Below are 20,986 nucleotides of genomic sequence, written 5' to 3' on the forward strand. Positions count from 1 at the left end.
TAGCCCCGCGACACCCATGAAGCACGATACCTTCATCGGTAACGTCCAGGATCGTGGAGACTACGCGTCCCGCGGCGAGGCCGTGAGTGCGACACGAGCCGTGTTGACGGCGTTCGGGGAGCGGATCACCGAAGACGAGGCGGAGAACTTCGCCTCCCAGCTCCCCCCCGAGATCGACCGTCACCTCACCGAGGCGACCCACGCCCAGCAGTTCGACGCCGAGGAGTTCCGCGAGCGAGTCGCCGACGCGGGCGAGTTCGACGCCGTCTCCGACGACCCCGAGAACGCGACGCACGCCGTCGTGAGCGTGCTCGTTGAGGCAATCGGGACGGAGGAGTTCCAGAACGTCGTCTCGCAGCTGCCGAAGAACGAAGGGTACGGCGACCTCCTGACGACGCCGGCGCAGTGACGGTCGACGTGAAAACGTAGTGCAGTCTCTCAGACGAGCGCTTCTTCGAGCAGCTGTAACGGGTGTTTGATCTCGTAGCCCGTCCCGTGGTTCATCTGCATCGAGCAGGTCGGACACTCGGTCATGCCGACGTCGCCCTCGGCGTGGTGCATGTGGTCGAACATCTCCTCGCCGATGGCCATCGACGTCTCGTACTTCTCTTCCTTCCAGCCGTAGGTTCCCGAAATCCCGGAACAGGAGTCGCCGACGTCTTCGATAGTGACGCCGTCGAGCTCCCGAAAGAGTTCGACCGCCTGTCGGTCGAGCCCCTGGTTTCGGGCGTGACACGGCGCGTGGTAGGCGAACGACTGGTCGGACACCGTCGCGTCGGCGACGGCTTCACGGAGATCCTCGTGGATGCGGAGATACTCGACGGCCTCGTAGGTGTGATTCGAGATGTCCTCGACGCCGTCGACGTCGAACAGTTCGGGATACTCCTGTCGGAGCGACATCGAACAGGAGGTACAGGAGGCGACGATGTCGTACCCCTCGGGGATGAGCCCCTTGAAGTTCTCGGCGTTGATGCCCGCCGCGCGCTTCGCGTCGTCGAGCATCCCGTTCGCGAACATCGGCGTCCCCGAACAGCGCTGTTTGGGGACGACGACCTCGTAGCCGAACGACTCGAAGACGCGGACCATCGCCTTCCCTACCTCGGGGGTGTTGTAGTTGGAGTAACAGCCGTGGAAGTAGGCGACGCGTTTCTCCTCGGAGCGCACCTGCGGGCCGCCGCGTTCCTCCCACCACTCGCGGAACGTCTGCTCGGCGAACGCCGGGAACTCGCGCTCGCCGGTGATGCCGAGTAGCTTCTCGTTCACCCGCTGGACGAGCGAGTTGCCCATCACGGCGTTCGTGAGTCGCGGCACCTTGCTGCCGAGCATCGCGAGCGTGTTGTAGTTCGCGAGGATCCGGTTTCGAAGATACTCCCGCGAGAGTTTGTCCATCTGCTCGTCGACGTACTCGCCCCGAGCCGTGTTGTGCATCTGCGACAGCGGCACCGACGACGGACAGGCGTCGTCACACCGCATGCAGTTCGAACACGACATGATGGAGTCGTCGACGGCCTCGTCCTCCTTGCGCTTCAGTCGCCACTGCTCCGGCCCCTGGAACTTCGGCCCCGGGAAGTCGTCGTCGACCTCTGCGACCGGACACGCCGTATCGCAGGTCGTACACTTGTAGCAGTTGTCTGCGCCCGGCCGGAGGTCCATCTCCTCCGTCTCCGGGAACACCTGTACCGGCTCGAACTCACTTGGGTTCTCTGCGTCACTCATTGACTGGCCTCCGTTCCGGCGTTCCGCCCGGCCACGAGCCCCGTGGCGAGCGAGATGCCGCTACCGCTCTTCTCCGCCGCGAAGTCCGCGCCGCCGACGACGCCGCCCGCGGCCCGGAGGTTCTCGAACTCGACGTCGCCGTCCGGCTCCGTCGGCCGGAGTTCCTCGTCCGGCACGACCCCGAACGTCGCGAACGCGTGGTCGCCGAACGCGTCGTCGTCGGACCACGCGTAGCGGTCTCCGGGATGGGGGACGTGACAGTCGAAGATCGGTTCCTCGACGCGCTCCCGCGAGGAGTCGATCCCCTTCCCGACGAGACCGCCCGTCGCGAGGACGAACTGCTCGGCGTGGTACGGCACCCGCTGACCCTTCCGGTCGACGAAGACGGCCTCGATTCGCTCGCCCGCCTCGTCGGTCTCGAAGTCCACGACGGGGTTGCCCGACGAGATGCGGACCCCCGCCTCGTCGAGCGCCGCGAAGAACCGGTCCTCCAGTCGGAGTCCCGCGAGGCTCGGCGGCCCCATCGGGATCTCGAACACGTCGACGCCGAGCGCGGCCGAGAGGTCGGCGCGGACCTCCTCGCCGTGCTCGTCGCCGAGCAGCGCGGGGAACCCGACGCGTTCGGCTCCGTCGAGGTGGGGTTCGACCGCGTCGGCGAGTCGCCGTCGCGCCCGGTTCTCGTCGGCGTCGAGCGCCTTCGCGAACCGCGTCACCTTCGCGTCCGCCCGGAGTTCGACCGGGAACGCGAGGGTGACGCCGTGAACCGAGAAGGGGACGCCAGCCGCGGTCATGTGGTCGGCCGCCAGCGGCGCGTCGAGGTCCGTCAGCGACTCGAACCCGACGAGAAGCGCGTCTCGACCGTCGCTGGCGAGGCCGTTCGCGGCCGACTTCGGGTAGCGTGCCGTCGGTTTCACCGTTCCGCCGTGAGTCGGGAGGAGCGCGTTGGCGTCGGTGTGCTCTCCCCGATACAGGTCGCCGGCGACCTCGTCGAACAGGCCGAACGCCTCGCGGATCGCGTCCTCGCCGACGACGCTGTAAGGGTGGTCGTCGGGGAGTGCCGAGAGCGCGTCGTAGGGGTTCGCGACGGGGCCCTCCCCGTCGGGCGTGTAGCCGAGGATGTCGACCAGCCCGCTGGCGAAGCGCATCGTGGACTTCTTGTAGGTGACCAGACGGACCGACGCGTCCGTCTCGGCCGCGGCGAGGGCAGTCGTCGCGCCGGCGAGTCCGCCGCCGACGACGAGGACGTCCTCACTGATCGGCACGGGTGCCTCCGTCGGCTGCTGCTCTCTCTCCGACGCTCTCGTCACCGGCGTCGTCGACGCCCGAGTCGAACGCGCCGAAGTCGACGTCGCTCTCCAACTCGGCGGGGTCGCCGTCCTGGTTCATCGTCGTCGCGTGCAGCGCGTACTTCAGCATCGCCTGCGACAACTGCGTCCCCCACAGCGCGTGGCGTTCGCCTTTCCAGCGCTCTTGGTAGAGTTCGTGGTACGCTTCGCGGGCGACGGCCTCGTCGTACTCGGGAGCGAGTTCATTCGCCATCCGCTGACAGCAGAACGCCCCCTGACAGTTGCCCATGGAGGCGCGGGTGCGGATGCGGACCGCGTTGAGGTCCGACCCCGACCCCTCGATGCCGTCCTGGATCTCCGCGCGCGTGACGGCCTCGCAGTCGCAGACGACCGGGTTCGGACCGTCGGTCTTCAGCACCTCGTCCGTCCGCGACCCGAGTCGCTGGGCGCTCCGACGACCGATGGGCGACCGCAGACCGAACTCCTCCATGTAGTCGCGGAGGACGGTGAAGTCCTCGCTGCCCGGCAGCGGGACGTCGGCGGTGCGACACTCGGCGTCGACGCCGAGTTGCTCGCAGACGTGGTCGGAGATCTGTTCGCCCATCATCCGGTAGGTGGTGAGTTTGCCGCCGACGATGCTGGTCATCCCCGGCAGGTCGTCGCGCTCGGCGTGGTCGAGCAGGAAGAACTCGCGGGTGATATCGGTCGGATCTTCCGTCCCCGTCCCCGGCGGTTCGTAGAGCGGGCGGACGCCCCAAAAGGAGCGGATCGTCCGCGCATCTTTCAGCATCGGGACGAGTTCCGACAGCGTGTCGATCATCAGGTCGACCTCCCACCCCTCCTCGGGGTAGTCCTCGGGGTCTTCAACCTCCTCGTCGGTCGTCCCGAGGATGCAGGTCGTCTCGTGGGGGACGATGATGTCGGCGTCGCCCTTCGGCCGACAGCGGTTGACGACGGTGTCGACCTGTCTGGTGTTCATGATGGTCATCACGCCCTTCGAGGGGCGGACCTCGACGTCGACGCCGGCCATGTCGCCGAGCTGCCCGGCCCACGCGCCCGTCGCGTTGACGACGTAGTCGGCGTACAGTTTCTCGGTCGACCCCGGCGTCCTGTGCGTGCGTTTCCCCGGCCCGGAGTCGTGTCGAACCTCGACGCCGACGACTCGGCCTCGCGGGCCATGCCCGCTCGCCTCCCCCGAGGCGCGTTGCGCCTCGCCATCGCCGTCGTCGACGAGCACGTCGATCACTTCGGCGTGGGTCTCGATGCGTGCGCCGTGCTGTTCGGCGCTGGCGGCGTTGGCGACGCAGAGCCGGAACGGGTCGACCGCGCCGTCCGGCACGCGGATCGCCCGCTTGATGTCCTTCGCGAGGTAGGGTTCCATCTCGCGTGCCTCCTCGGCCGAGAGCACCTCCGCGGGGATGCCGCACTCGCGGCAGCCCTCCAGTTTCTGCTGGAAGTAGTCGTCGGAGTCCTCGGGACGCTGGACGAACAGCCCGCCGGTCATCTCGACGCAGTGGCTGGCGATCTCCCGCAGCACTCGGTTCTCTTCGATACACTCCTTCGCGCTGGCTTGGTCGGAGACGGCGTAACGTCCACCGCTGTGAAGGAGGCCGTGCATGCGCCCGGTCGTTCCGTGCGTCAGGTTCCCCTTCTCGACGAGTGTGACGTCGACCCCGCGCATCGCGAGGTCACGGGCGATACCGCAGCCCGTGGAACCGCCGCCGACGACGAGCACTGACGGTGTCTCTGTCATCGGTCGTGTGGAACTCGGTCCGTGGACACTTTACTTTACCCCTCGCTGGGGTTCACAAGTAAACAATCCGCCTCGAGAGCCGGACAGAAGGATAGAGTTTTTGGTAATTCTCTCTATCCGTCCGTTTTGCCCCCGAATTCGGCAGTGTCTCCACGCCGACCGTGTTACTCCTACCCACTATATTTTTATACTGGGGTAAGTTTTATAATGATACTCCATTTTGTTTACGTGTGGTTCGCAACTACGGATAAAGAATGTTGGCCGTCCGTGGCTGCACCATCTCTGGGAGTGGTTAGACTCTATGGCAGAACAATACGTCGGCGCGATCGATCAAGGTACAACCGGTACGCGATTCATGGTGTTCGACCACAGCGGTCAGGTGGTCGCAAACGCGTACGAGAAGCACGAACAGATCTATCCGGAACCGGGGTGGGTCGAACACGACGCGCTCGAGATCTGGCGCAAGACGAAGCTGGTCATCGAGGAGGCGCTCTCGAACGCCGACCTCGGCCCGGATCAACTGGCCGCCATCGGCATCACCAACCAGCGCGAGACGACGGTGCTGTGGGACGCCGAGACGGGCAAACCGATCCACAACGCCATCGTCTGGCAGGACCGCCGGACGACCGACCGCGTCGAGACGCTCCGCGACGAGGACAAAGTCGAGATGATCCGCGAGAAGACCGGCCTCGAGGCCGACGCGTACTTCTCGGCGACGAAGGCCGAGTGGCTCCTCGACAACTCCGATCCGATCAAACTCCAGCGTTCGCGGCCCGAAGACATCCGTGACCGCGCCGCCGAGGGCGAGATCCTCTTCGGCACGATGGACACGTGGCTCATCTACAAACTGACGGGTAACCACATCACGGACGTCACCAACGCCTCGCGGACGATGCTGTACAACATCCACGAGAACGACTGGGACGACGAACTGCTCGACGAGTTCGACGTCCACCGCGAGATGCTCCCCGAGGTACGCCCCTCGAGCGACGACGACACCTACGGGTCGACGAGCGCGAGCGGGTTCCTCAACGCGGAGGTCCCCGTCGCGGGCGCACTCGGCGACCAACAGGCCGCGCTGTTCGGGCAGACCTGCTTCGACGAGGGCGACGCGAAGAACACCTACGGAACGGGGTCGTTCTTCCTGATGAACACGGGTGAGGAGGCCGTCGACTCCGAGCACGGGCTGCTCACGACGATCGGCTTCCAGCGGTCGGGCGAACCCGTCCAGTACGCCCTGGAGGGGTCGATCTTCGTCACGGGCGCGGCCATCCAGTGGCTCGAGGACGTCGACCTCATCGACGACCCCGGTCAGACCGAAGAGCTCGCCCGGAGCGTCGACTCGACTGACGACGTCTATCTCGTCCCGGCGTTCACCGGCCTCGGTGCGCCACACTGGGACCAGCGCGCACGCGGCACCATCGTCGGGATGACCCGCGGCACGCGGAAAGAACACATCGTCCGGGCGACCCTCGAGTCCATCGCGTTCCAGACGCGGGACGTCGCCGAGGCGATGGAGGCCGACTCCGGCATCGAGATGCAGAGTCTCCGCGTCGACGGCGGTGCGGTGAAGAACAACTTCCTCTGTCAGCTGCAGTCGAACATCATCGACTCGGACATCGTCCGACCGCAGGTCGACGAGACGACGGCGCTCGGGTCGGCCTACGCCGCCGGCCTCGCCGTCGGCTACTGGGAGACCCTGGACGAACTCCGCGACAACTGGCAGGTCGACCGCGAGTTCACACCCGACGACGGCGCGACCGGCGTCGACGAACGGTACGGCCGCTGGAACGAGGCGGTCGAGCGGTCGAAAGACTGGGCGCGTGACAGTGGTGAGTAACGATGGCGCTTCCAGCAACCGAAGTCATCGTCATCAACGTCATCGCAGCGTTCGCAGGTGGAGCGTTCGGTGCGGCGCTCGGCGCGCTCCCGGCGTTCATCTTCACCGGCTTCATGGTGATCGCCGGTGAGTCGGCGAACTTAGTCAGTCGAGCGATCGGAGACGCCGGCGCAGCCGACGCCGCGATCCTCGGCTCGATCACCGGTTCGATCGGGTTCGGTGCCGTCTTCGGCCCGCACATCAGTTTCGCCGGCGGTGCGGCGGCGGCCGCCTACGCCGCGAAGAAGGGCTACATGGACACCGGATTCGACTTCCACGAGGCGAAGAACATCACGTACGCCCAAGGGACGAAGCCGGACGTGCTCGCCGTCGGTGGCGTGTTCGGTATCCTCGGCTACTTCATCACGCTGATCTCGGGGACGGTGCTGGCCGCTCCGTGGGACCCGATCGCCGTCGCGGTCGTGCTCTCGGCGTTCGCCCACCGACTCGCCTTCGGCTACGACATCATCGGCGACGCGAGGAAGGGGCTCCTGAACATGGCTCCCTTCGAGAACGAGGAGCGTCGCGTCATGGGTGACACCGCCACCGACGGCGGCGAGCCCGCCCGGTTCCTCGTCGAGCCGTGGCTCCCACACCAGTACAAGTGGCCCAACGTGACGATGATCGGGTTCGTCGTCGGCATCCTCGGCGGCTTCATCGCGCTCGTTACCGGCAGCGCGTTCCTCGCGTTCGGTATCAGCGCGGCGACGCTGCTGTTCTTGAACCTCGGCGTCGCGAACATCCCGGTCACCCACCACATGTCGCTCCCGGCGAGCACGGCCGCACTGGCCGTCGTCGGCGGGACCGCACCCGAGTCGCTCGCGGCCGCAGGCGTCGCACCGCTGCTCGTCGCCGGCGTGTTCGGTATCGTCGGCGCACTCGCGGGCGAGGTCGTCCAGCGTATCTTCTACGCGCACGCGGACACTCACCTCGACCCGCCGGCGTTCGCCATCGTCATCGCGACGTTCATCATCGCGCTCCTGACGTTCGCGGGCGTGTTCTCGACGGCGGTGTGGATCCCGATGCCGTTCTGAAGCGCCTCCCCTTTCGGGGACGTTCGGACCGCGTCGAGTGTGGAGAGAGCCGACAGACGACCGACGATAGTCACCGTTACAGGCCGACTGTCGAGAGAGTGACCAACGACGACCGATGAACCTACGTGAGCGCATTGCGCGTCGACAACGGACGGAGCACGAGCCGCGGCTGGTCCACGACTACGACGCCGTGAACCCCGTCGTCCACCCGGACGAGCCGACTGGCCGCGGGCCGGTGCTCGAGCAGTTGCTCGACCACATCGAACCCGTCTTCGAAGGCGTGCTCCCGCCGAACTTCTACGTCTGGGGACCGAAGGGGACCGGGAAGTCGGCCGTCGTCACCGCCCTCTTTTCCCACCTCGACGAACTGTCCGGCCGTCCGCAGTCGGTGATCCTCACCACGACGCGGGCGGAACCGCCGCGGCCGACGGAGTTCGTCTACCTCGACACGCGCGACGCGGCGAGCGACTTCGCGCTCTCGCACGCCGTCCTCGACGCGCTGGTCGAGGAGTCGGTTCCGAAACACGGCGTCGGCACCGCGGAGCTCCGGACGCGACTTCGGCGCGAACTGGCGAACGGCGACCGTCGGGTGCTGGTCGCGGTCGACCACCTCGACGAACCAGAGACGCACTCGTTCGGGGCGATCGCGGAGTTGTTCGCTCCCGTCGACGACGCGCTCTCGATCGTCGGCGTCGGCCGGCGACGCCCCTCCGAAATCGACACCGACGTCGCCGCCGTCCGGTTCCCGCCGTATCGCCACCACGCGCTCGTCGACATCCTGACCAGCCGGGTCTCGAACGGACTCGCCCGCCACGCGGTGACGCACGAACAGGTCCGCGAGGTCGCCGAGTGGGCCGACGGCGACGCCCACGACGCGCTCGCCGCACTGTTCGGCGCGGCCGACCGGGCGATGGTCGCCGGTCACAACAGCGTCCTGACCGCTGATCTCGACGCCGGGATGGACGCGGTCCCCCGGCCGTGTGTCTCGCTCGGCCGCGTCCTCGCGCTGCCGACGAACCGCCAGCGAGTACTCCGCCGACTGCTCGAACTGAACGCGGACGAACGTAGCTCGGTACAGGCCGCGAGCGAGCAGATCTCGCGGACGGTCGACCTCTCGGCGGCGACGGTCAAGCGCATCCTCTACGAACTCGCCGAGAGCGGCATCACCCGGCGGGTCACCGTCGAGGAGGCCGAAGGCAAGGGTCGCCCGCCGAGTCGACTCGAACCGCGCTTCCCGACGGCCGTGTTCGAGCGCCTGTTCTCGCTGAACGGCGGCCGCGAGTGAGGCGTGCTCGCTCGCCGCGACCGGACGAGTGAAGTCGGCGTCGCTCTTCTCACCCCCATGGAACGGATCGTCACCGTCGTCCCGGAGGCGGGCCTCCACGCCCGTCCGGCCGCGAAGTTCGTCGAGACCGCAGGCGAGTTCGACGCCGACGTCACCATCGCCCCCGCCGACGGGAGTCGTGACCCGGTCGACGCCAGCAGCATGCTCGCCGTCACGGCGCTCGGCGTCCCCTCGGGGACCGACGTACGGTTGATTGCCGAGGGCGACGACGCCGAGGCCGCACTCGACGCGCTCGAGGAAGTGCTCTCGACGCCCGAAGACGGCGAGTAGTCACCTACCGAACATTTTTCGCCTCGCCGTCTGAACCCCGTCGCATGCGACTCGCTCTCCACCTCGCGCTCGTCGCGCTCGTCGTCCTCGCCGGCTGTGGCGGTTCGACCGGTCCCGGCCCAGCCCAACCCACCGCCGAGGAGTCGACGCCGACGCCCGTCCCGCCCCCCGCTGGACTCTCCGCAGACAACGTCACCGACGCGCGGACGCTCGCAGAGAGCCACCGCGACGCCCTCGACGAAAACTCGTACACGGCCGACCTCCGGCGGACGGTTCGCTACGAGAACGGGACGGTCTACTCGCGGACGAACGCGACCCACCGGATCGGTTCGAACGGGACAGAGTGGGCGACGATGCGCGTCGACGGCGCGCGGCCGCTGTTCCTCGGTGGTGTCGCTGGCGGGATCGAGACGTGGACCAACGGGAGCGTCTCGGTCTCGGAGATCACGACGGCGGACGGGAGCACGTACCAGCGCGGCGTCGAACGCCGCGGCCCGGCGTCGTTCAGCGTCGTCTACGCCGTCCTCGGGTCGCTCGACCTCGTGACGACCGGTCACACCGGCGTCGGCACGGAGACGCGCTACCACCTCGCGACGGCGGAGCCAGTCGAGACGAACGCGTTCGGACTCGGCGTGCATCCGGCTCGCAACGCGACGCTCGCCGCCGCCGTCGACGGCGACGGCGTGCTCCGGCACTACGAACTGTCGTACACGACCGAGGTCCGCGGCGAGACGGTTCGCGTCACCCGAACGATGCGCGTCGGCGGCGTCGGCGAGACGACCGTCCCGCGGCCCGAGTGGGTCGACGAGGCGCTGGCGGAGACGGCGGACCGCCTTCGCTGACCGTTCGATGGTCTGACCCCGCATCGTCCGGGTCGGAGGACCCACGCGAACGTTCATTGACGTAGCCGTCGTCCTCGACGTATGGTCGAGTTCCCAGACGAACGACAGCTTGTCTTGGAGGTCCAGTCCCAGTTGAGCGAATGGACGAACAGTGCCCGAACCGAAGCGTACGCCGAACTGTTCGAAGGTGACGACCCGATCCTCACCCCCGAGGAAGTTCGAATCTTGGACGCGATCGACTCGGCGATGGAACGACAGGGAACCGACGGTGTCTGGGGAACTGATCAGTACGGGATCCACACTGGTGGAACCACGAGTACCGACAGCTCCATCGGAGTCGTCTGTGTCCACCACCCACAGATCACCAGTAACTCCGTCCTCCGAGGGCCCGACCTCGACGACGAGACCGAAGAACGACTCAACGCTGCCCTCTGGCGATACAGCGAGCGCGTCGCCGAACTCATCGGCGACGAACTCGACGAATACGTCGGTCGTCGTCAGCAGTGACGGCCGCCGCGACGAGCGTCGGGGTGGCGTTGCGTTCTCCCCGACGCCGTGTGACTGGGGACGGACACCGACCGCCGCGAGACATTCACGATAGCTTCCGGTAGTCCCGTGCGTCCTCGGCTGCCTCGACGACGGAGCCCAGCGTCGCCTTCGACCCGGCTGCGGTGACGGCGGCGTTCAGCGTCCCCTCCAGGATCGGCGCGTCGGCGATGCGGACGTCGTCGGCGTCGAGCATCTCGATGGCGAGTTCGGCGTTCATCACCGCGCTGCCGAGATCGACGAGCACGACCGCGCCGTCGTCGTCTCTCGCCCGTTCGATCGCCTCGTTGATGCGCTGGGCGCTCGTGCCGATCCCGCCGTCGTCGTCGCCGCCGGCGGGGACGATCTCGGCCTCTGCGCTGCCCATCTCGGCGGCCACCTCGCAGATCCCCTCGGCCGCCTTCGCGCTGTGAGAGACGACCACGAGTCCGACCATCAGTCGTCCCCTCGCTCGACCGACTCGGGGGCCGTGGCGTCGACGTCGGTGTCGCCCTCCAGATACTCGCTCGCGACGTCGAGCAGCTCCTCCACGATGAACAGCGTGCTCGTCGCGCCGGGGTCCTGGTGGCCGACGGAGCGCCAGTCGAGGTAGGAGGCACGTCCCTTCCGCGCCTTCAGCGGGACGGTGAAGCGGACGCCGCGTTCGGCGGCGTCGACGGCCTTCGCCAGCGCGGTCAGCGGCGGAAGGTCGTCCTGCTCGATTGACTTCTTGTAGGTGTGGACGGCCGGCGTGAGCGCGTCGACCATCGTCTTCGCGCCGACCTCGGCGTTGCCGCGGTCCTGTACTTTCTCGAGGTAGGCTTCAGCGAAGGCGACGCTGGACTCGGCGGTGATCCCGCCCTCCAGCTCCTGGCTCGCGAACATGATCGAGCCGCCGTAGAGCGGTCCCGAGGCTCCGCCGACCTCCGCGATGAGCGTCGTCCCGACGGTCTTGACGATCTCGTCGATCTCGCCGTCCATCTCGTCGGCCTTCTCGGCGACCTTCCCGAACCCGCGACTCATGTTCGACCCGTGGTCGGCGTCGCCGATGGCCGAGTCGAGGTCGGTGAGATACTTCTTCTCGTCGGAGAGGCGCTCGGCGACCGCGTCGACGGCGGCCAGCACTGCCTCGCGCTGCGTGTCCTCGTCTACCATAGGCTACAGGCGGCGCGAAAAGTGAAAGCGTTTGTGCCGCGGTCGGCGCTCGGCGCGTCAGCGCGTCAGCGCTTCAATGCTGGCGTGTCGGCGGGCGCGTCGAGCAGTTGCTTCAGTTCGTCGTCGACGGCGCAGACGGTGACCGAACAGCCCATCATGTCCAGCGACGTCATGTAGTCGCCGACCCACGCGTCGTGGACCTGCAGGTCGTGGTCGTCCATCAGCTCCTGTAGGCGTCTGTTGACGACGAACAGCTCCATCATCGGCGTCCCGCCCATCCCGTTGACGACGGTGACGACTTCTTGCCCCGAATCGAGGTCCAAATCGTCGAGCACCTTCTCGGTCAGATGCTCCGTGATCTCGTCGGCGCTCATCATGTCGGCCCGCTCGGTGCCGGGTTCGCCGTGGATGCCGATGCCGAGTTCGAGTTCGTCCTCGCCGAGGTCGAACGTCGGTTCGCCCTTCTCGGGGGTGACACAGGAGGTGAGCGCCATCCCCATCGTGCCGACGTTGTCGACGACTTTCTCGGCGACGCGCGCGACCTCCGACAGCTCTGCACCCTCGACCGCTTTGGCTCCAGCCGCCTTGTGGACGAGGATGGTCCCACAGACGCCGCGACGACCCGAGGTGTACAGCGAGTCCTCGACGGCGACGTCGTCGTTGACGACGACCTGTTCGACTTCGACGTCCTCCATCGCGGCCATCTCGCCGGCCGTCTCGAAGTTCATCACGTCGCCCTCGTAGTTCTTGACGACACAGAGGACGCCCTCGCCGGCGTCGCAGGCCTGCACCATCTCGTTCAACTGGTCGGCCGTCGGCGAGGTGAACACCTCGCCCGCCGCCGCGCCGTCGAGCATCCCGTCACCGATGTAGCCGGCGTGTGTCGGTTCGTGGCCGCTACCGCCGCCGGAGACGACGCCCACCTTCCCGTCGACCGGTGCGTCCGCCCGGACGAGTACCTCGTTGCCGTCGAGTCGACGTAGACGCTCCGGATACGCTGCGACCATCCCGTCGAGCATCTCGTCGACCACGTCCGCCGGGTCGTTGATGAGTTTCTTCATGGTTCACTGTGACACTCGGTGTGATACCGCAAAAACGTTTGTAGCGAAACGTATCCGATCAGCGACAGACGCCGACCCACCTCGCCGAGTCGACCCCGCGCCCGTGGCCGGCCGATTTACGTGCTCCGCCGCGAAGGGTCGACCATGACACCGCCGCTCGCGCTGGACATCGACGGGACGCTCACCACGCCGCAGGGAACGATCGACCCCCGCGCGTTCGACGTGTTGCCGGCGTGGGACGCTCCCGTCGTCCTCGCGACCGGTAAGTCGTTTCCGTACCCGGTGACGCTCTGTCACTTCCTGGGCATCCCGGAGACCGTCGTCGCCGAGAACGGCGGCGTCGTCCTCGCCGACCAGCAGGTGTCGTTCACGGGCGACCGCGAGCGAGCGGTGGCCGTCGCCGAGGAGTTCGAGGCCCGCGGCGGCGACCTCGGGTGGGGGGCGGCCGACACGATCAACCGCTGGCGGGAGACCGAGATCGCCGTTCACGTCGACAGCGACGAGGAACTGCTCCGCAAAGTCGCCCTCGAGTACGACATGGAGGTCGTCGACACCGGCTACGCCTACCACGTCAAATCGCCCGGCGTCGAGAAGGGCGTGGGACTGCAGGAGGTCGCGGAGATCCTCGGTCTCGACGCCGCCGACTTCGTCGCCGTCGGCGACAGCGAGAACGACGTCTCCACCTTCCACGTCGTCGACGAGTCCTACGCCGTCGCCAACGCCGACGACAAGGCGCGTGCGGCCGCCGACGTCGTCCTCGAAGAGGAGTACATGGACGGGACGCTGTCGGTGCTGCGCGAGCTCGCCGACCGGTAACTCGCTCTGTCGCTCAACGCCGCTCGGTCGTCGCCATCGACGTCCCCATCCCCGTCGCTGTCGCCGTCGACGGCGGCGCTCGCCCGCGACCGGGGACGGTCCACACGCCCAGCGTCTCGCCGCTGTCGGCGTCGACGGCGACGGTCGTCGGCGGGTCGGCCCGCGTCGTCACCTTCCAGACGTACGTCGGCCGGTCGGCCGCGGCGAGATCGATCCGCTCGTTGGCGGGGGTTCTCGACGGGTCGTCGACGACGATGCCGGGGACGACGTCGCCGTCGGGGGCGACTGCGCCGACGGTACCGTTCGGGTCGGCGCGATACCACGTCCCGTCGGCGTCGACGTAGAACAGACGGAGATCGTACCTCTCGGGGTCTTCGCCGCGTTCGGCGAGCCTGCTTCGGAGCTCCGAGCGGGACAGCAGACGCGCGTCGTCCGCTCCGCCCACACTCGTCGTCGGCGACTCGACGGCGCGCGCCACGCTCGACTCGCCCGTCTCCGGCCCTCCACCGCCCGAGACCCCGCTCAGACAGCCGGACAGAAACAGCAGCGCGACGAACACTGCGGTCGGACGCATACTGGTCCTACGCGCTACATCGGCAAGTATCGTAGCTCGTGCAACTGTCTACACACTCGACCGCACGACAGCAGCCAGTCGGGTGTGTGATGACTTGCACGAGCCACTGTAGCTTCGACTGGCTACTCGCCGACCGCCTCGTCGCGCCACGTCGCGAACGGTCCGTGGACGTCGCGCTCCTCGAACCGTTCGACGCAGGGGACGTCGTAGGGGTGGAGTTCGACGACGCGCCGCTTCAGGTCGTCGTACCCCTCGTCGGTCGTCTTCGCGAGCAACAGCGTCTCCTCCTCGTCGTGGATCTCTCCCTCCCAGCGATAGACCGACTCGCAGGCGACCCGGTTGACGCACGCGGCGAGTCGCTCCTCGACCAGCGTCCGTGCGATGCGCTCTGCCTCGTCCGGCGGTGCGGTGACGTACGCGGTGACCATGTGCGTCGCTCGCGCCGAGCGCGGTTGGCAGTTTCGGTGGTCCGGAGCGTCTGCCGTTCGGATATATGGAAAGATATCTGTGTGGATGTCTAGAAAAACCACATACGACACGCTGGTCTCTGTGCGTCACTCGTCCGAACGGGCAGCGAGAGGAGGTGGGTCGTCGGCGCACCCGACCACAGCGGGACCCCGCGTTCAGGCGTCGGCCTCTCCGTTCTCGCCCGTCAGCTCGAACGGGAGGAACGCGCCGTCGATGTCCCACTCGTGGATACAGTGGGTGCTGCCGGTGGCGCGCTCCCCGTCGACTTCGGCGACGCGCCAACTGTCGTCCGTCCAGACCTCCTGTCGACCGCACCGTTCGCAGGTTCGCTCGGTCGGCTTGCGGATTCGTACGTCGGTCATACTCGTGTGGGTGCACCCGAGGGATTTAACGGTGACTTCACCGGCCGATTTCAGTCGACCGGGAACCGTTCGAGCGGGGCGCGGAGGATCAATTCCTCGTGGTCGTTCCCCTCGAACTCCTCGGTCCGGCGGCCGACCACCTCGAAACCGTGTGACTCGTAGAACGCCCGCCCGACCGTGTTGTTCGCGAAGACGAGTACCGAGAGGTACTCGTGGTCGGGATCCGTATCGAGTTCGGCGACGGCGCGGTTCAGCAACGCCGTCCCGACACCGCTCCCCCAGTACGCCTCCCGAGCGTAGATGCGGGTGAGCGTCGGCCGAGTGCCGTCGCCGCCGACGACGGCGTGCGCGAAGGCGACGACCTCGTCGTCGTCGACGGCGACGACGAACGCTCCCTCGTCGATCTGCTCGCGGAGGTCGACCGGGTCGTACCAGGCGTCGACCGTCTCCTCGACGGCGACCGTCGAGAGAAAGTCGCCGTAGGCGGCGTGCCACGACTCGCGGGCGACGGCGGCGACGGCCTCGGCGTCGGCAGGGCGTGCGAGGCGGAGATGCATAGCCGACCGTCGTCCGCGACGGACAAAACGGTGCCGTCGGCGTACGAAGTCGGTCGGACGTGACGTGTCGGCCAGACGTACCGAGCCGGCCGGACGTGCCGAGAGGTGGGCGCTTTTGTCTCGCGGGACCCAAGCGACCCCATGGGGTTTCACACGTTCGACGTCGACCGCGCCGCCGACCTCGAAGACCCGAGTCGCTACCGTTTCTGTTCCCGCGAGGAACTGCTCTCTCTCCTGGATCTGGACTCCTCGACGGTCGTCGCCGACCTGGGGAGCGGGACGGGGTTCTACACCGACGACGTCGCTCCCTACGTCGACACCTGCTACGCGGTGGACGTCCAGTCGGAGATGCACGACTTGTATCGCGAGAAAGGGCTCCCGGAGAACGTCGAGACGGCGACGGCGAACGTCGAGGACCTCCCGTTCGACGACGGGGCGCTCGACGCCGCCTTCTCGACGATGACCTACCACGAGTACGCCAGCGACGAGTCGCTCGCCGAACTCCACCGCGTGCTTCGCCCCGGCGGCCGACTCGTGACGGTCGACTGGAGCGCCGACGGCGAGGGTGAAGACGGCCCACCCCGCGAGGAGCGGTTCTCGCTCGGCGACGCCGCCTCGACGCTCGGCGACGCCGGGTTCACGGTCACGCACGCCGAGACGCGTCGCGAGACGTTCGTCTGCGTCGCCCGTCGGAGCGAGTGACGGAACGGTCGACTCGACCGCCGACCGGCCCTATTAATTAGACGTACGTTCAAATCTGTCGACGATCTCGCCACCACCGTTCCTTATATGCTAGTATCTCTGTAAGGTGTTCCAGGAGAACGTTTATCAGATCCGATTCGTCAGATTGTCCTATGGCACTTCACAACACGGCACTCGACCCGTACAGTTCGGAACGGCGGTACTACGAGTGTCGGTCGTGCGGTCACCGAACCACGAGTTCGACTTACGTGGCGACCTGTCCGGAGTGCGACGGGGAAGTCCACAACATCGGCGTCGCTCGCGAGTGACGTCGAAAGGGAGAGAGAAGAAGTGTCGTCCGCCACCTCGCCGTCAGTAGTCGATGTCGGCGGCGGTGTAGCGGTCGACGGCGAGGACGAACACGGCGCCGACGACGGCCGCGACGAGGAAGGCTCCGACGAGCTCGGTCGTCCACACGCCGTAGTCGACCGTCTCGCCGGTCCCGAGCTGTCGCGTCGCCTCGCCGACCGGTGCGCGGAGCGCGCCGAGGATGAGGCTGACGAGGAATGCGAGCGTCGCCTCGCGGTAGTGTTCGAGCGCCCAGTTGACGGCGTGGGCGATGGTGAACAGGCCGACGAACGCGCCGCCGACGAACGCGACGACGACGGTGCCGTCGGCGACGAGCGACGACATCGACGCCTGACCGAGCGCGACGTCGAGCAGGCCGTCGGTGAACTCCTTGAGCGTCGTCACCATGAACTCGTACTTCCCGAGGATGAGCAGCAGGAGCGACCCCGAGATGCCCGGGAGGATCATCGCGCTCACGGCGACCGCGCCCGCGAGGACGACGAAGACGAGGCTGTCGTCAAGCGCCGCCGAGGCCGATCCGGAGACGACGAAGGCGGCGACGAACCCGGCGACGGCCGCGGCGACGCGTCCCGGCGTGTCGAGTTCGACCTCGGTGTAGAGCACGATCGCCGACGCGAGGATGAGCCCGAAGAAGAACCCGAAGGTGAGGACGGGGATCTCTTCGATGGCCCACTCGAGGAGGCGCGTCACGGCGACGACGGCCGACACGATGCCCGCCCCGAGGACGAGCAGGAACACGCCGTCCATCTCCATGAACGCGTCGTACGCCTCGCGCTGGTGGCCCGGTCGGAGGCCGCCGAGGATGGTCAGGATGCGGTCGACGTCGATGCCGGTGACCGCGCCGATGAGCCGCTCGTAGATGCCCGTGATGAGGGCGATGGTGCCGCCGGAGACGCCGGGGACGGCGTCGGCAGAGCCCATACAGAGCCCCTTGAGGTAGACGGACAGCCACGAGCGGAGGTCGGTCGTCATCACTGGTGGATGGTGGCCGCGGGTTCGGCGATGGCTGTGGCGTCGGCACCGACGGCCGCCGGTGCTGAGAGCGATTCGGTCGACTCGTTCGTCGTGTCGTCGGTCACGGTAGTGTTCTCTTCGCCGCTGGTGGTCGTGGCGTTGTCGGTTGCGGTTCCGTTGTCGGTTGCGGTTCCGTTGTCGGTTGCGGTTCCGTTGTCGGTTGCGGTTCCGTTGTCGGTTGCGGTTCCGTTGTCGGTTGCGGTTCCGTTGTCGGTTGTGGTTTCGTTGTCGGTCGTGGTCTCGGCGGCGCTCTGGTTACCGAACTCCTGAGACTCGAGTTCGACCTGCGTCGGCGAGTCGTCCTCGCCGATCACCTGTCCCTCCGAGACGTCGGCCGACCCGCGGTAGGCGACGACGGAGCCGTCGTCTTCGGCTGTCAGCCCGGTGCTGAAGGTGTAGGAGCCGTTCGCGCGGACGCTGACGTTGGTGTGGCCGTTCTCCGGACCGTACTGGTCGTAGCCCGTCGTGGAGTAGGGGAGGGTCATCTCGAACTCGCCGTTCTCGTCGGTCTGCGCTCGCTGGGTGTAGACGAACGTGGAGTCCTGCGAGGGAACCTGCATCTCGACGCTGGCGGTCACCGTCGCGTTGGCGGGTGCGCCGCTCCCTTCAACGGTGGCTCCGTCGACGCGCTCGAACGTCTTCACCCACGCGGGGCCGGACCCCTGCTGGGTACGAGCGCTGGAGTCGCTGGCCTTCACCAGTCGGTAGTGTTCGAGCGCCGGGACGCGCTCGGAGGGGATGTTGCCGACCCCACCGATCTGTGCGGTGCCCTCCTCTGCGACGAAGTTACGCGCGGCGCTCATGTTGTCGAACTGCTTGAGCGCGCTCTCGTTGCCCGAGGGGAACGTCCGGATGTTGAACGACTCGCCGGTGTTCGGGTTCGTCACCGTCTGCATCTCGTAGTCGAGGACGACCGGCTGGGGGCTCACCGAACTCCCGTGGAACTGGTACAGCCGGACCATCATGCTCTCGTAGTAGCGCTGTTGGTTGACGGTCGCGGCCGGGCGGTACCCCTGCTGTTGGTTGCCTTGGTACAGCGAGTAGTAGAAGTCCTGCTGGCTCACGTTGTCGGCGTCGTAGAAGACGATGGGTGCGCCGAACTTCTGTCCCGGCGTCGCCATCTGGTAGTCGACCATCACGTAGCGAGTCTGGTTCCCCTCGTCGACGTGCTGGTCGTCCATCCCGGCGAGGACGTCCTGTGCGTCGCCCTCGCTCGGTGCGAGCAGGAAGTTGGCGGCGGTCGTCGCGCCCTGCTGGAACGGGTTGGCAGTCGGGACGCGTTCACCCTGGACCGTGATCCAGTGACCGTAGTCCCACCAGGACATGACGCCGTAGGCACCTTCGGGGTAGTCGTGGTTGCCCTGGCCCTCCTCGTAGCTCCCGTAGTAGTCCATCTCCGCTTCGTTGCCCGCGCCGCCGTAGTTGCCCTCGGCGGGCGTCTCGTTCTGCATCCACGCGAGACTGTCGTCCCACTGCGTGATGGAACCGGGGTTGTGGCGCTCGGAACGGTCCCACGCGGCACCGCTTGCGGCACCGAGACCGGCCAGCGGCGCGAAGACGAGGAGGGCGATGACGGCGAGGATCATCACCTGCCAGCCGCCGATGGCCGACCGGTCGGTCGTCACGGACCGCAGGTCGAGCAGCCCGACGGCCTCCGCGACGAGGTAGCCGGTCAGGACGGCGACGACGACGGCGAGATAGTAGTTGAAGCGGATCTGCGTGAACGCCGCGGCGGTGATGAACGCCGCCCAGACGACGACGAACAGCTGTTCGGCGTCGTAGCGCGTCAACAGCGTCGCTCCGACGATGAGCGCGACGACGACGACCAGCCCGAGCAGTTGCGACGTCACCGGGACGTTGGCGAACGTGCCGTCGAGCGGTTCGGCGAGGGCGCGGAGGATGCCCGGCACGAGGAAGACGAGCGCGACGACGGCGAGACTGACGCCGACGTAGGCGTACTCGCGCGTCTCGCCCTTCCGGAGCAGCGGTCGGACGAGGATGGAGCCGGCGGCGACGACGGCGACGAATAGCGTCAGTCCGTACTCACTGATGATCTGCTGGGCCGGCGACGAGTTGCCGAGCAGCTGCGGGTCGAGGAACGGGCGCGCCTCGGCGATGGTCCGCGTCTGCGCGCCGGCGTTGAAGCCGACGGTCCGCAGGAGGTTCGTCCGGATCGTCCCGAACGCGTCGGGCGCGACGACGGCGAGCGCGCCGAGGCCGACGAGGATGAGCCCGAAGACCGCGACGGGGAAGGTCCGGAGGTCGACGTCACGCCGTTCCCACTGGCGGGCGAGGAACGCGACGAAGACGCTGCCGGCGGCGACGGCGAAGGCGAGTCCCGGCTGGATGAGCGAGAAGCGCGTCGCCGTGAAGCCGATGGTCTCGACCTGCACGAGCATCAGCAGTCCGGTGACGGTCATCGACACTGCGCTCGCGAAGGCGATCGGCTCGGGACTGCCGCCGTTGACGGTGTCGCTCACCTGCTTGAGGACGACGAACCCGCCGACGACGCCGACGAGCAGGACGCCCGGCGGCCAGACCCACATGTAGAGCGCCGTGGCGACACCGGCGAGGACGCCCCAGAGCAGCGGCGTCCGGAGTCCGTCGAGGTCGCGGTCGGCGACGAGTTCCCAGACGGGCTTCTCGCGCTCTGCGACGCCGAAGGCGACGAGGAGGGCGAAGACGGCGAACGCCTGGAACAGCGGCTCGACCCCGTTGTGGTCGGCGACGCCGACGAGCGTCCGCTGGAGGAAGGTTCCTGGGAGGAGCATCAGGACGACGGCACCGACGACGCCGGCGAACCGCCCGCCGAGTCGCTTGCCGACGAGGTAGACCGGGATCGCGGTCAGCGCACCGAAGACGGCCGGCGCGACGAGCAGGGTCTGTGCGACGAGCGTCTCGCTGGGACTGCCCAGTCCGAGGATCAGCGCGACCGTCGCGACGATCTGGTCGTAGAGCGTCCCGAACTGGCCGGTGCTCGTCCCGAACGGGAAGTAGGTCCACGGGTCGAACGGGATGGTGCTCGGCCAGTTCCGGACGGTGTACTGCACTTCGCGGAGATGGTACCAGGCGTCGTTCCCCGAGAAGAGCACCTCGCCGTCGACGATGAACTTCTCGTAGGGGATCAGACGCACGTACAACATGACCGCCACCACGGCGAGGAGGGCGGGGACGTGATACTTCTCTCGAAGAACGTCGACGAACGACCCGTCCGTGTTCAGGACGGAGCGTTCGTCGGCACTCTCGCTACGCTCACTCATTGGGCGGACAGACTCGAAA

The 20,986-nt window shown here is 67.4% G+C and carries 22 protein-coding genes; 10 read left to right on the forward strand and 12 right to left on the reverse strand.

The features are described from left to right. The first annotated feature begins 16 nt into the window (after nt 1-16). Nucleotides 17-409: a DUF2267 domain-containing protein gene (locus tag EOHIBHHM_RS16740; RefSeq protein WP_497252593.1), complete on the forward strand. Its 393-nt coding sequence runs from the start codon at nt 17-19 to the stop codon at nt 407-409. Between the two features lie 29 nt (nt 410-438). On the opposite strand, the gene EOHIBHHM_RS16745 is transcribed toward EOHIBHHM_RS16740, so the two are convergent. From EOHIBHHM_RS16745 to glpA, 3 genes are read right to left on the reverse strand one after another with little or no spacing between them, the layout of a single operon-like run. Next, nucleotides 439-1,716 carry an anaerobic glycerol-3-phosphate dehydrogenase subunit C gene (locus EOHIBHHM_RS16745; protein ID WP_497252595.1) on the reverse strand — a complete coding sequence of 426 codons (1,278 nt, stop codon included), beginning with the start codon at nt 1,714-1,716 and terminating at the stop codon, nt 439-441. Beyond that, nucleotides 1,713-2,978, reverse strand: coding sequence for a glycerol-3-phosphate dehydrogenase subunit GlpB (gene glpB, locus EOHIBHHM_RS16750; RefSeq protein ID WP_497252597.1), 1,266 nt, complete (start codon nt 2,976-2,978; stop codon nt 1,713-1,715). Before glpB ends, EOHIBHHM_RS16745 begins: the two co-directional genes overlap by 4 nt. Next, a complete protein-coding gene (gene glpA, locus EOHIBHHM_RS16755) occupies nt 2,965-4,755 on the reverse strand; it encodes an anaerobic glycerol-3-phosphate dehydrogenase subunit GlpA (RefSeq protein WP_497252599.1) in 1,791 nt (596 codons plus the stop codon). The genes glpB and glpA overlap by 14 nt, the downstream gene beginning before the upstream one ends. A 301-nt stretch (nt 4,756-5,056) precedes the next feature. Here glpA and glpK point away from each other — a divergent pair, with 301 nt between their 5' ends. From glpK to EOHIBHHM_RS16785, 6 genes are all read left to right on the forward strand, one after another. Further along, nucleotides 5,057-6,595, forward strand: a complete 1,539-nt coding sequence (glpK, locus tag EOHIBHHM_RS16760; protein WP_497252600.1) for a glycerol kinase GlpK — start codon at nt 5,057-5,059, stop codon at nt 6,593-6,595. A 2-nt stretch (nt 6,596-6,597) separates the two neighbouring features. Beyond that, nucleotides 6,598-7,668 (forward strand): DUF7973 family transport facilitator, encoded by a 1,071-nt coding sequence (locus EOHIBHHM_RS16765; protein ID WP_497252602.1) that lies wholly within the window; start codon nt 6,598-6,600, stop codon nt 7,666-7,668. A 115-nt stretch (nt 7,669-7,783) separates the two neighbouring features. Continuing rightward, nucleotides 7,784-8,953, forward strand: coding sequence for a Cdc6/Cdc18 family protein (locus EOHIBHHM_RS16770; protein WP_497252604.1), 1,170 nt, complete (start codon nt 7,784-7,786; stop codon nt 8,951-8,953). A gap of 57 nt (nt 8,954-9,010) precedes the next feature. Then, the gene (gene ptsH1, locus EOHIBHHM_RS16775) at nt 9,011-9,283 is read left to right on the forward strand and encodes a phosphocarrier protein HPr (protein WP_497252606.1); all 273 of its coding nucleotides are present in this window, start codon (nt 9,011-9,013) and stop codon (nt 9,281-9,283) included. Nucleotides 9,284-9,327: 44 nt separating this feature from the next. Then, entirely contained in the window at nt 9,328-10,125 is a 798-nt protein-coding gene (locus EOHIBHHM_RS16780; RefSeq protein ID WP_497252608.1) for a DUF7537 family lipoprotein, read from the forward strand. Between the two features lie 81 nt (nt 10,126-10,206). Further along, nucleotides 10,207-10,632, forward strand: a complete 426-nt coding sequence (locus tag EOHIBHHM_RS16785) for a DUF7539 family protein (protein WP_497252610.1) — start codon at nt 10,207-10,209, stop codon at nt 10,630-10,632. Nucleotides 10,633-10,717: 85 nt separating this feature from the next. Here the strand turns inward: EOHIBHHM_RS16785 and dhaM are convergent, their stop codons facing one another. The 3 genes from dhaM to dhaK form a co-directional block, all read right to left on the reverse strand. Beyond that, nucleotides 10,718-11,107 (reverse strand): dihydroxyacetone kinase phosphoryl donor subunit DhaM, encoded by a 390-nt coding sequence (gene dhaM / locus EOHIBHHM_RS16790; protein ID WP_497252612.1) that lies wholly within the window; start codon nt 11,105-11,107, stop codon nt 10,718-10,720. Continuing rightward, nucleotides 11,107-11,805 carry a dihydroxyacetone kinase subunit DhaL gene (dhaL, locus tag EOHIBHHM_RS16795; protein WP_497252614.1) on the reverse strand — a complete coding sequence of 233 codons (699 nt, stop codon included), beginning with the start codon at nt 11,803-11,805 and terminating at the stop codon, nt 11,107-11,109. The genes dhaM and dhaL overlap by 1 nt, the downstream gene beginning before the upstream one ends. Before the next feature lie 65 nt (nt 11,806-11,870). Next, nucleotides 11,871-12,866, reverse strand: a complete 996-nt coding sequence (gene dhaK / locus EOHIBHHM_RS16800; RefSeq protein ID WP_497252616.1) for a dihydroxyacetone kinase subunit DhaK — start codon at nt 12,864-12,866, stop codon at nt 11,871-11,873. 144 nt (nt 12,867-13,010) lie between these two features. Here dhaK and EOHIBHHM_RS16805 point away from each other — a divergent pair, with 144 nt between their 5' ends. Next, nucleotides 13,011-13,682, forward strand: coding sequence for a phosphoglycolate phosphatase (locus tag EOHIBHHM_RS16805; protein WP_497252618.1), 672 nt, complete (start codon nt 13,011-13,013; stop codon nt 13,680-13,682). Between the two features lie 13 nt (nt 13,683-13,695). Here EOHIBHHM_RS16805 and EOHIBHHM_RS16810 read toward each other — a convergent pair whose 3' ends face one another. The 4 genes from EOHIBHHM_RS16810 to EOHIBHHM_RS16825 all read right to left on the reverse strand — a co-directional run bounded on the left by EOHIBHHM_RS16810 (nt 13,696) and on the right by EOHIBHHM_RS16825 (nt 15,643). Then, nucleotides 13,696-14,256, reverse strand: a complete 561-nt coding sequence (locus tag EOHIBHHM_RS16810) for a hypothetical protein (RefSeq protein ID WP_497252620.1) — start codon at nt 14,254-14,256, stop codon at nt 13,696-13,698. Between the two features lie 122 nt (nt 14,257-14,378). Then, entirely contained in the window at nt 14,379-14,684 is a 306-nt protein-coding gene (cutA, locus tag EOHIBHHM_RS16815; protein WP_497252622.1) for a divalent-cation tolerance protein CutA, read from the reverse strand. Nucleotides 14,685-14,879: 195 nt separating this feature from the next. Next, entirely contained in the window at nt 14,880-15,086 is a 207-nt protein-coding gene (locus tag EOHIBHHM_RS16820; protein ID WP_089824561.1) for an HEWD family protein, read from the reverse strand. Nucleotides 15,087-15,136: 50 nt separating this feature from the next. Then, nucleotides 15,137-15,643 (reverse strand): GNAT family N-acetyltransferase, encoded by a 507-nt coding sequence (locus tag EOHIBHHM_RS16825; protein WP_497252624.1) that lies wholly within the window; start codon nt 15,641-15,643, stop codon nt 15,137-15,139. Between the two features lie 141 nt (nt 15,644-15,784). On the opposite strand from EOHIBHHM_RS16825, the gene EOHIBHHM_RS16830 reads away from it, so the two are divergent. After that, nucleotides 15,785-16,345 carry a class I SAM-dependent methyltransferase gene (locus tag EOHIBHHM_RS16830; protein WP_497252626.1) on the forward strand — a complete coding sequence of 187 codons (561 nt, stop codon included), beginning with the start codon at nt 15,785-15,787 and terminating at the stop codon, nt 16,343-16,345. Nucleotides 16,346-16,497: 152 nt separating this feature from the next. Continuing rightward, nucleotides 16,498-16,653 (forward strand): rubrerythrin-like domain-containing protein, encoded by a 156-nt coding sequence (locus tag EOHIBHHM_RS16835; RefSeq protein WP_497252628.1) that lies wholly within the window; start codon nt 16,498-16,500, stop codon nt 16,651-16,653. 43 nt (nt 16,654-16,696) lie between these two features. On the opposite strand, the gene EOHIBHHM_RS16840 is transcribed toward EOHIBHHM_RS16835, so the two are convergent. Together EOHIBHHM_RS16840 and EOHIBHHM_RS16845 are read right to left on the reverse strand one after the other, a co-directional pair. Then, complete coding sequence (locus EOHIBHHM_RS16840; RefSeq protein WP_497252630.1) at nt 16,697-17,665, reverse strand: DUF368 domain-containing protein; 969 nt, start codon at nt 17,663-17,665, stop codon at nt 16,697-16,699. Beyond that, nucleotides 17,665-20,967, reverse strand: coding sequence for an oligosaccharyl transferase, archaeosortase A system-associated (locus tag EOHIBHHM_RS16845; protein WP_497252632.1), 3,303 nt, complete (start codon nt 20,965-20,967; stop codon nt 17,665-17,667). The genes EOHIBHHM_RS16840 and EOHIBHHM_RS16845 overlap by 1 nt, the downstream gene beginning before the upstream one ends. Between the last annotated feature and the right edge of the window lie 19 nt (nt 20,968-20,986).

The organism is Halogranum roseipondis (assembly GCF_059695585.1).

Excerpts from the sequence above, each read along its gene's own strand:
- EOHIBHHM_RS16745 (WP_497252595.1), bottom strand. The coding sequence starts at position 1,716 with ATGAGTGACGCAGAGAACCCAAGTGAGTTCGAGCCGGTACAGGTGTTC.
- EOHIBHHM_RS16780 (WP_497252608.1), top strand. The coding sequence starts at position 9,328 with ATGCGACTCGCTCTCCACCTCGCGCTCGTCGCGCTCGTCGTCCTCGCC.
- EOHIBHHM_RS16770 (WP_497252604.1), top strand. The coding sequence starts at position 7,784 with ATGAACCTACGTGAGCGCATTGCGCGTCGACAACGGACGGAGCACGAG.
- glpA (WP_497252599.1), bottom strand. The coding sequence starts at position 4,755 with ATGACAGAGACACCGTCAGTGCTCGTCGTCGGCGGCGGTTCCACGGGC.
- cutA (WP_497252622.1), bottom strand. The coding sequence starts at position 14,684 with ATGGTCACCGCGTACGTCACCGCACCGCCGGACGAGGCAGAGCGCATC.
- EOHIBHHM_RS16845 (WP_497252632.1), bottom strand. The coding sequence starts at position 20,967 with ATGAGTGAGCGTAGCGAGAGTGCCGACGAACGCTCCGTCCTGAACACG.
- EOHIBHHM_RS16740 (WP_497252593.1), top strand. The coding sequence starts at position 17 with ATGAAGCACGATACCTTCATCGGTAACGTCCAGGATCGTGGAGACTAC.
- EOHIBHHM_RS16830 (WP_497252626.1), top strand. The coding sequence starts at position 15,785 with ATGGGGTTTCACACGTTCGACGTCGACCGCGCCGCCGACCTCGAAGAC.
- EOHIBHHM_RS16810 (WP_497252620.1), bottom strand. The coding sequence starts at position 14,256 with ATGCGTCCGACCGCAGTGTTCGTCGCGCTGCTGTTTCTGTCCGGCTGT.
- glpK (WP_497252600.1), top strand. The coding sequence starts at position 5,057 with ATGGCAGAACAATACGTCGGCGCGATCGATCAAGGTACAACCGGTACG.
- EOHIBHHM_RS16835 (WP_497252628.1), top strand. The coding sequence starts at position 16,498 with ATGGCACTTCACAACACGGCACTCGACCCGTACAGTTCGGAACGGCGG.
- EOHIBHHM_RS16820 (WP_089824561.1), bottom strand. The coding sequence starts at position 15,086 with ATGACCGACGTACGAATCCGCAAGCCGACCGAGCGAACCTGCGAACGG.
- dhaK (WP_497252616.1), bottom strand. The coding sequence starts at position 12,866 with ATGAAGAAACTCATCAACGACCCGGCGGACGTGGTCGACGAGATGCTC.
- EOHIBHHM_RS16765 (WP_497252602.1), top strand. The coding sequence starts at position 6,598 with ATGGCGCTTCCAGCAACCGAAGTCATCGTCATCAACGTCATCGCAGCG.
- EOHIBHHM_RS16805 (WP_497252618.1), top strand. The coding sequence starts at position 13,011 with ATGACACCGCCGCTCGCGCTGGACATCGACGGGACGCTCACCACGCCG.
- ptsH1 (WP_497252606.1), top strand. The coding sequence starts at position 9,011 with ATGGAACGGATCGTCACCGTCGTCCCGGAGGCGGGCCTCCACGCCCGT.
- EOHIBHHM_RS16840 (WP_497252630.1), bottom strand. The coding sequence starts at position 17,665 with ATGACGACCGACCTCCGCTCGTGGCTGTCCGTCTACCTCAAGGGGCTC.
- dhaL (WP_497252614.1), bottom strand. The coding sequence starts at position 11,805 with ATGGTAGACGAGGACACGCAGCGCGAGGCAGTGCTGGCCGCCGTCGAC.
- EOHIBHHM_RS16825 (WP_497252624.1), bottom strand. The coding sequence starts at position 15,643 with ATGCATCTCCGCCTCGCACGCCCTGCCGACGCCGAGGCCGTCGCCGCC.
- dhaM (WP_497252612.1), bottom strand. The coding sequence starts at position 11,107 with ATGGTCGGACTCGTGGTCGTCTCTCACAGCGCGAAGGCGGCCGAGGGG.
- EOHIBHHM_RS16785 (WP_497252610.1), top strand. The coding sequence starts at position 10,207 with ATGGTCGAGTTCCCAGACGAACGACAGCTTGTCTTGGAGGTCCAGTCC.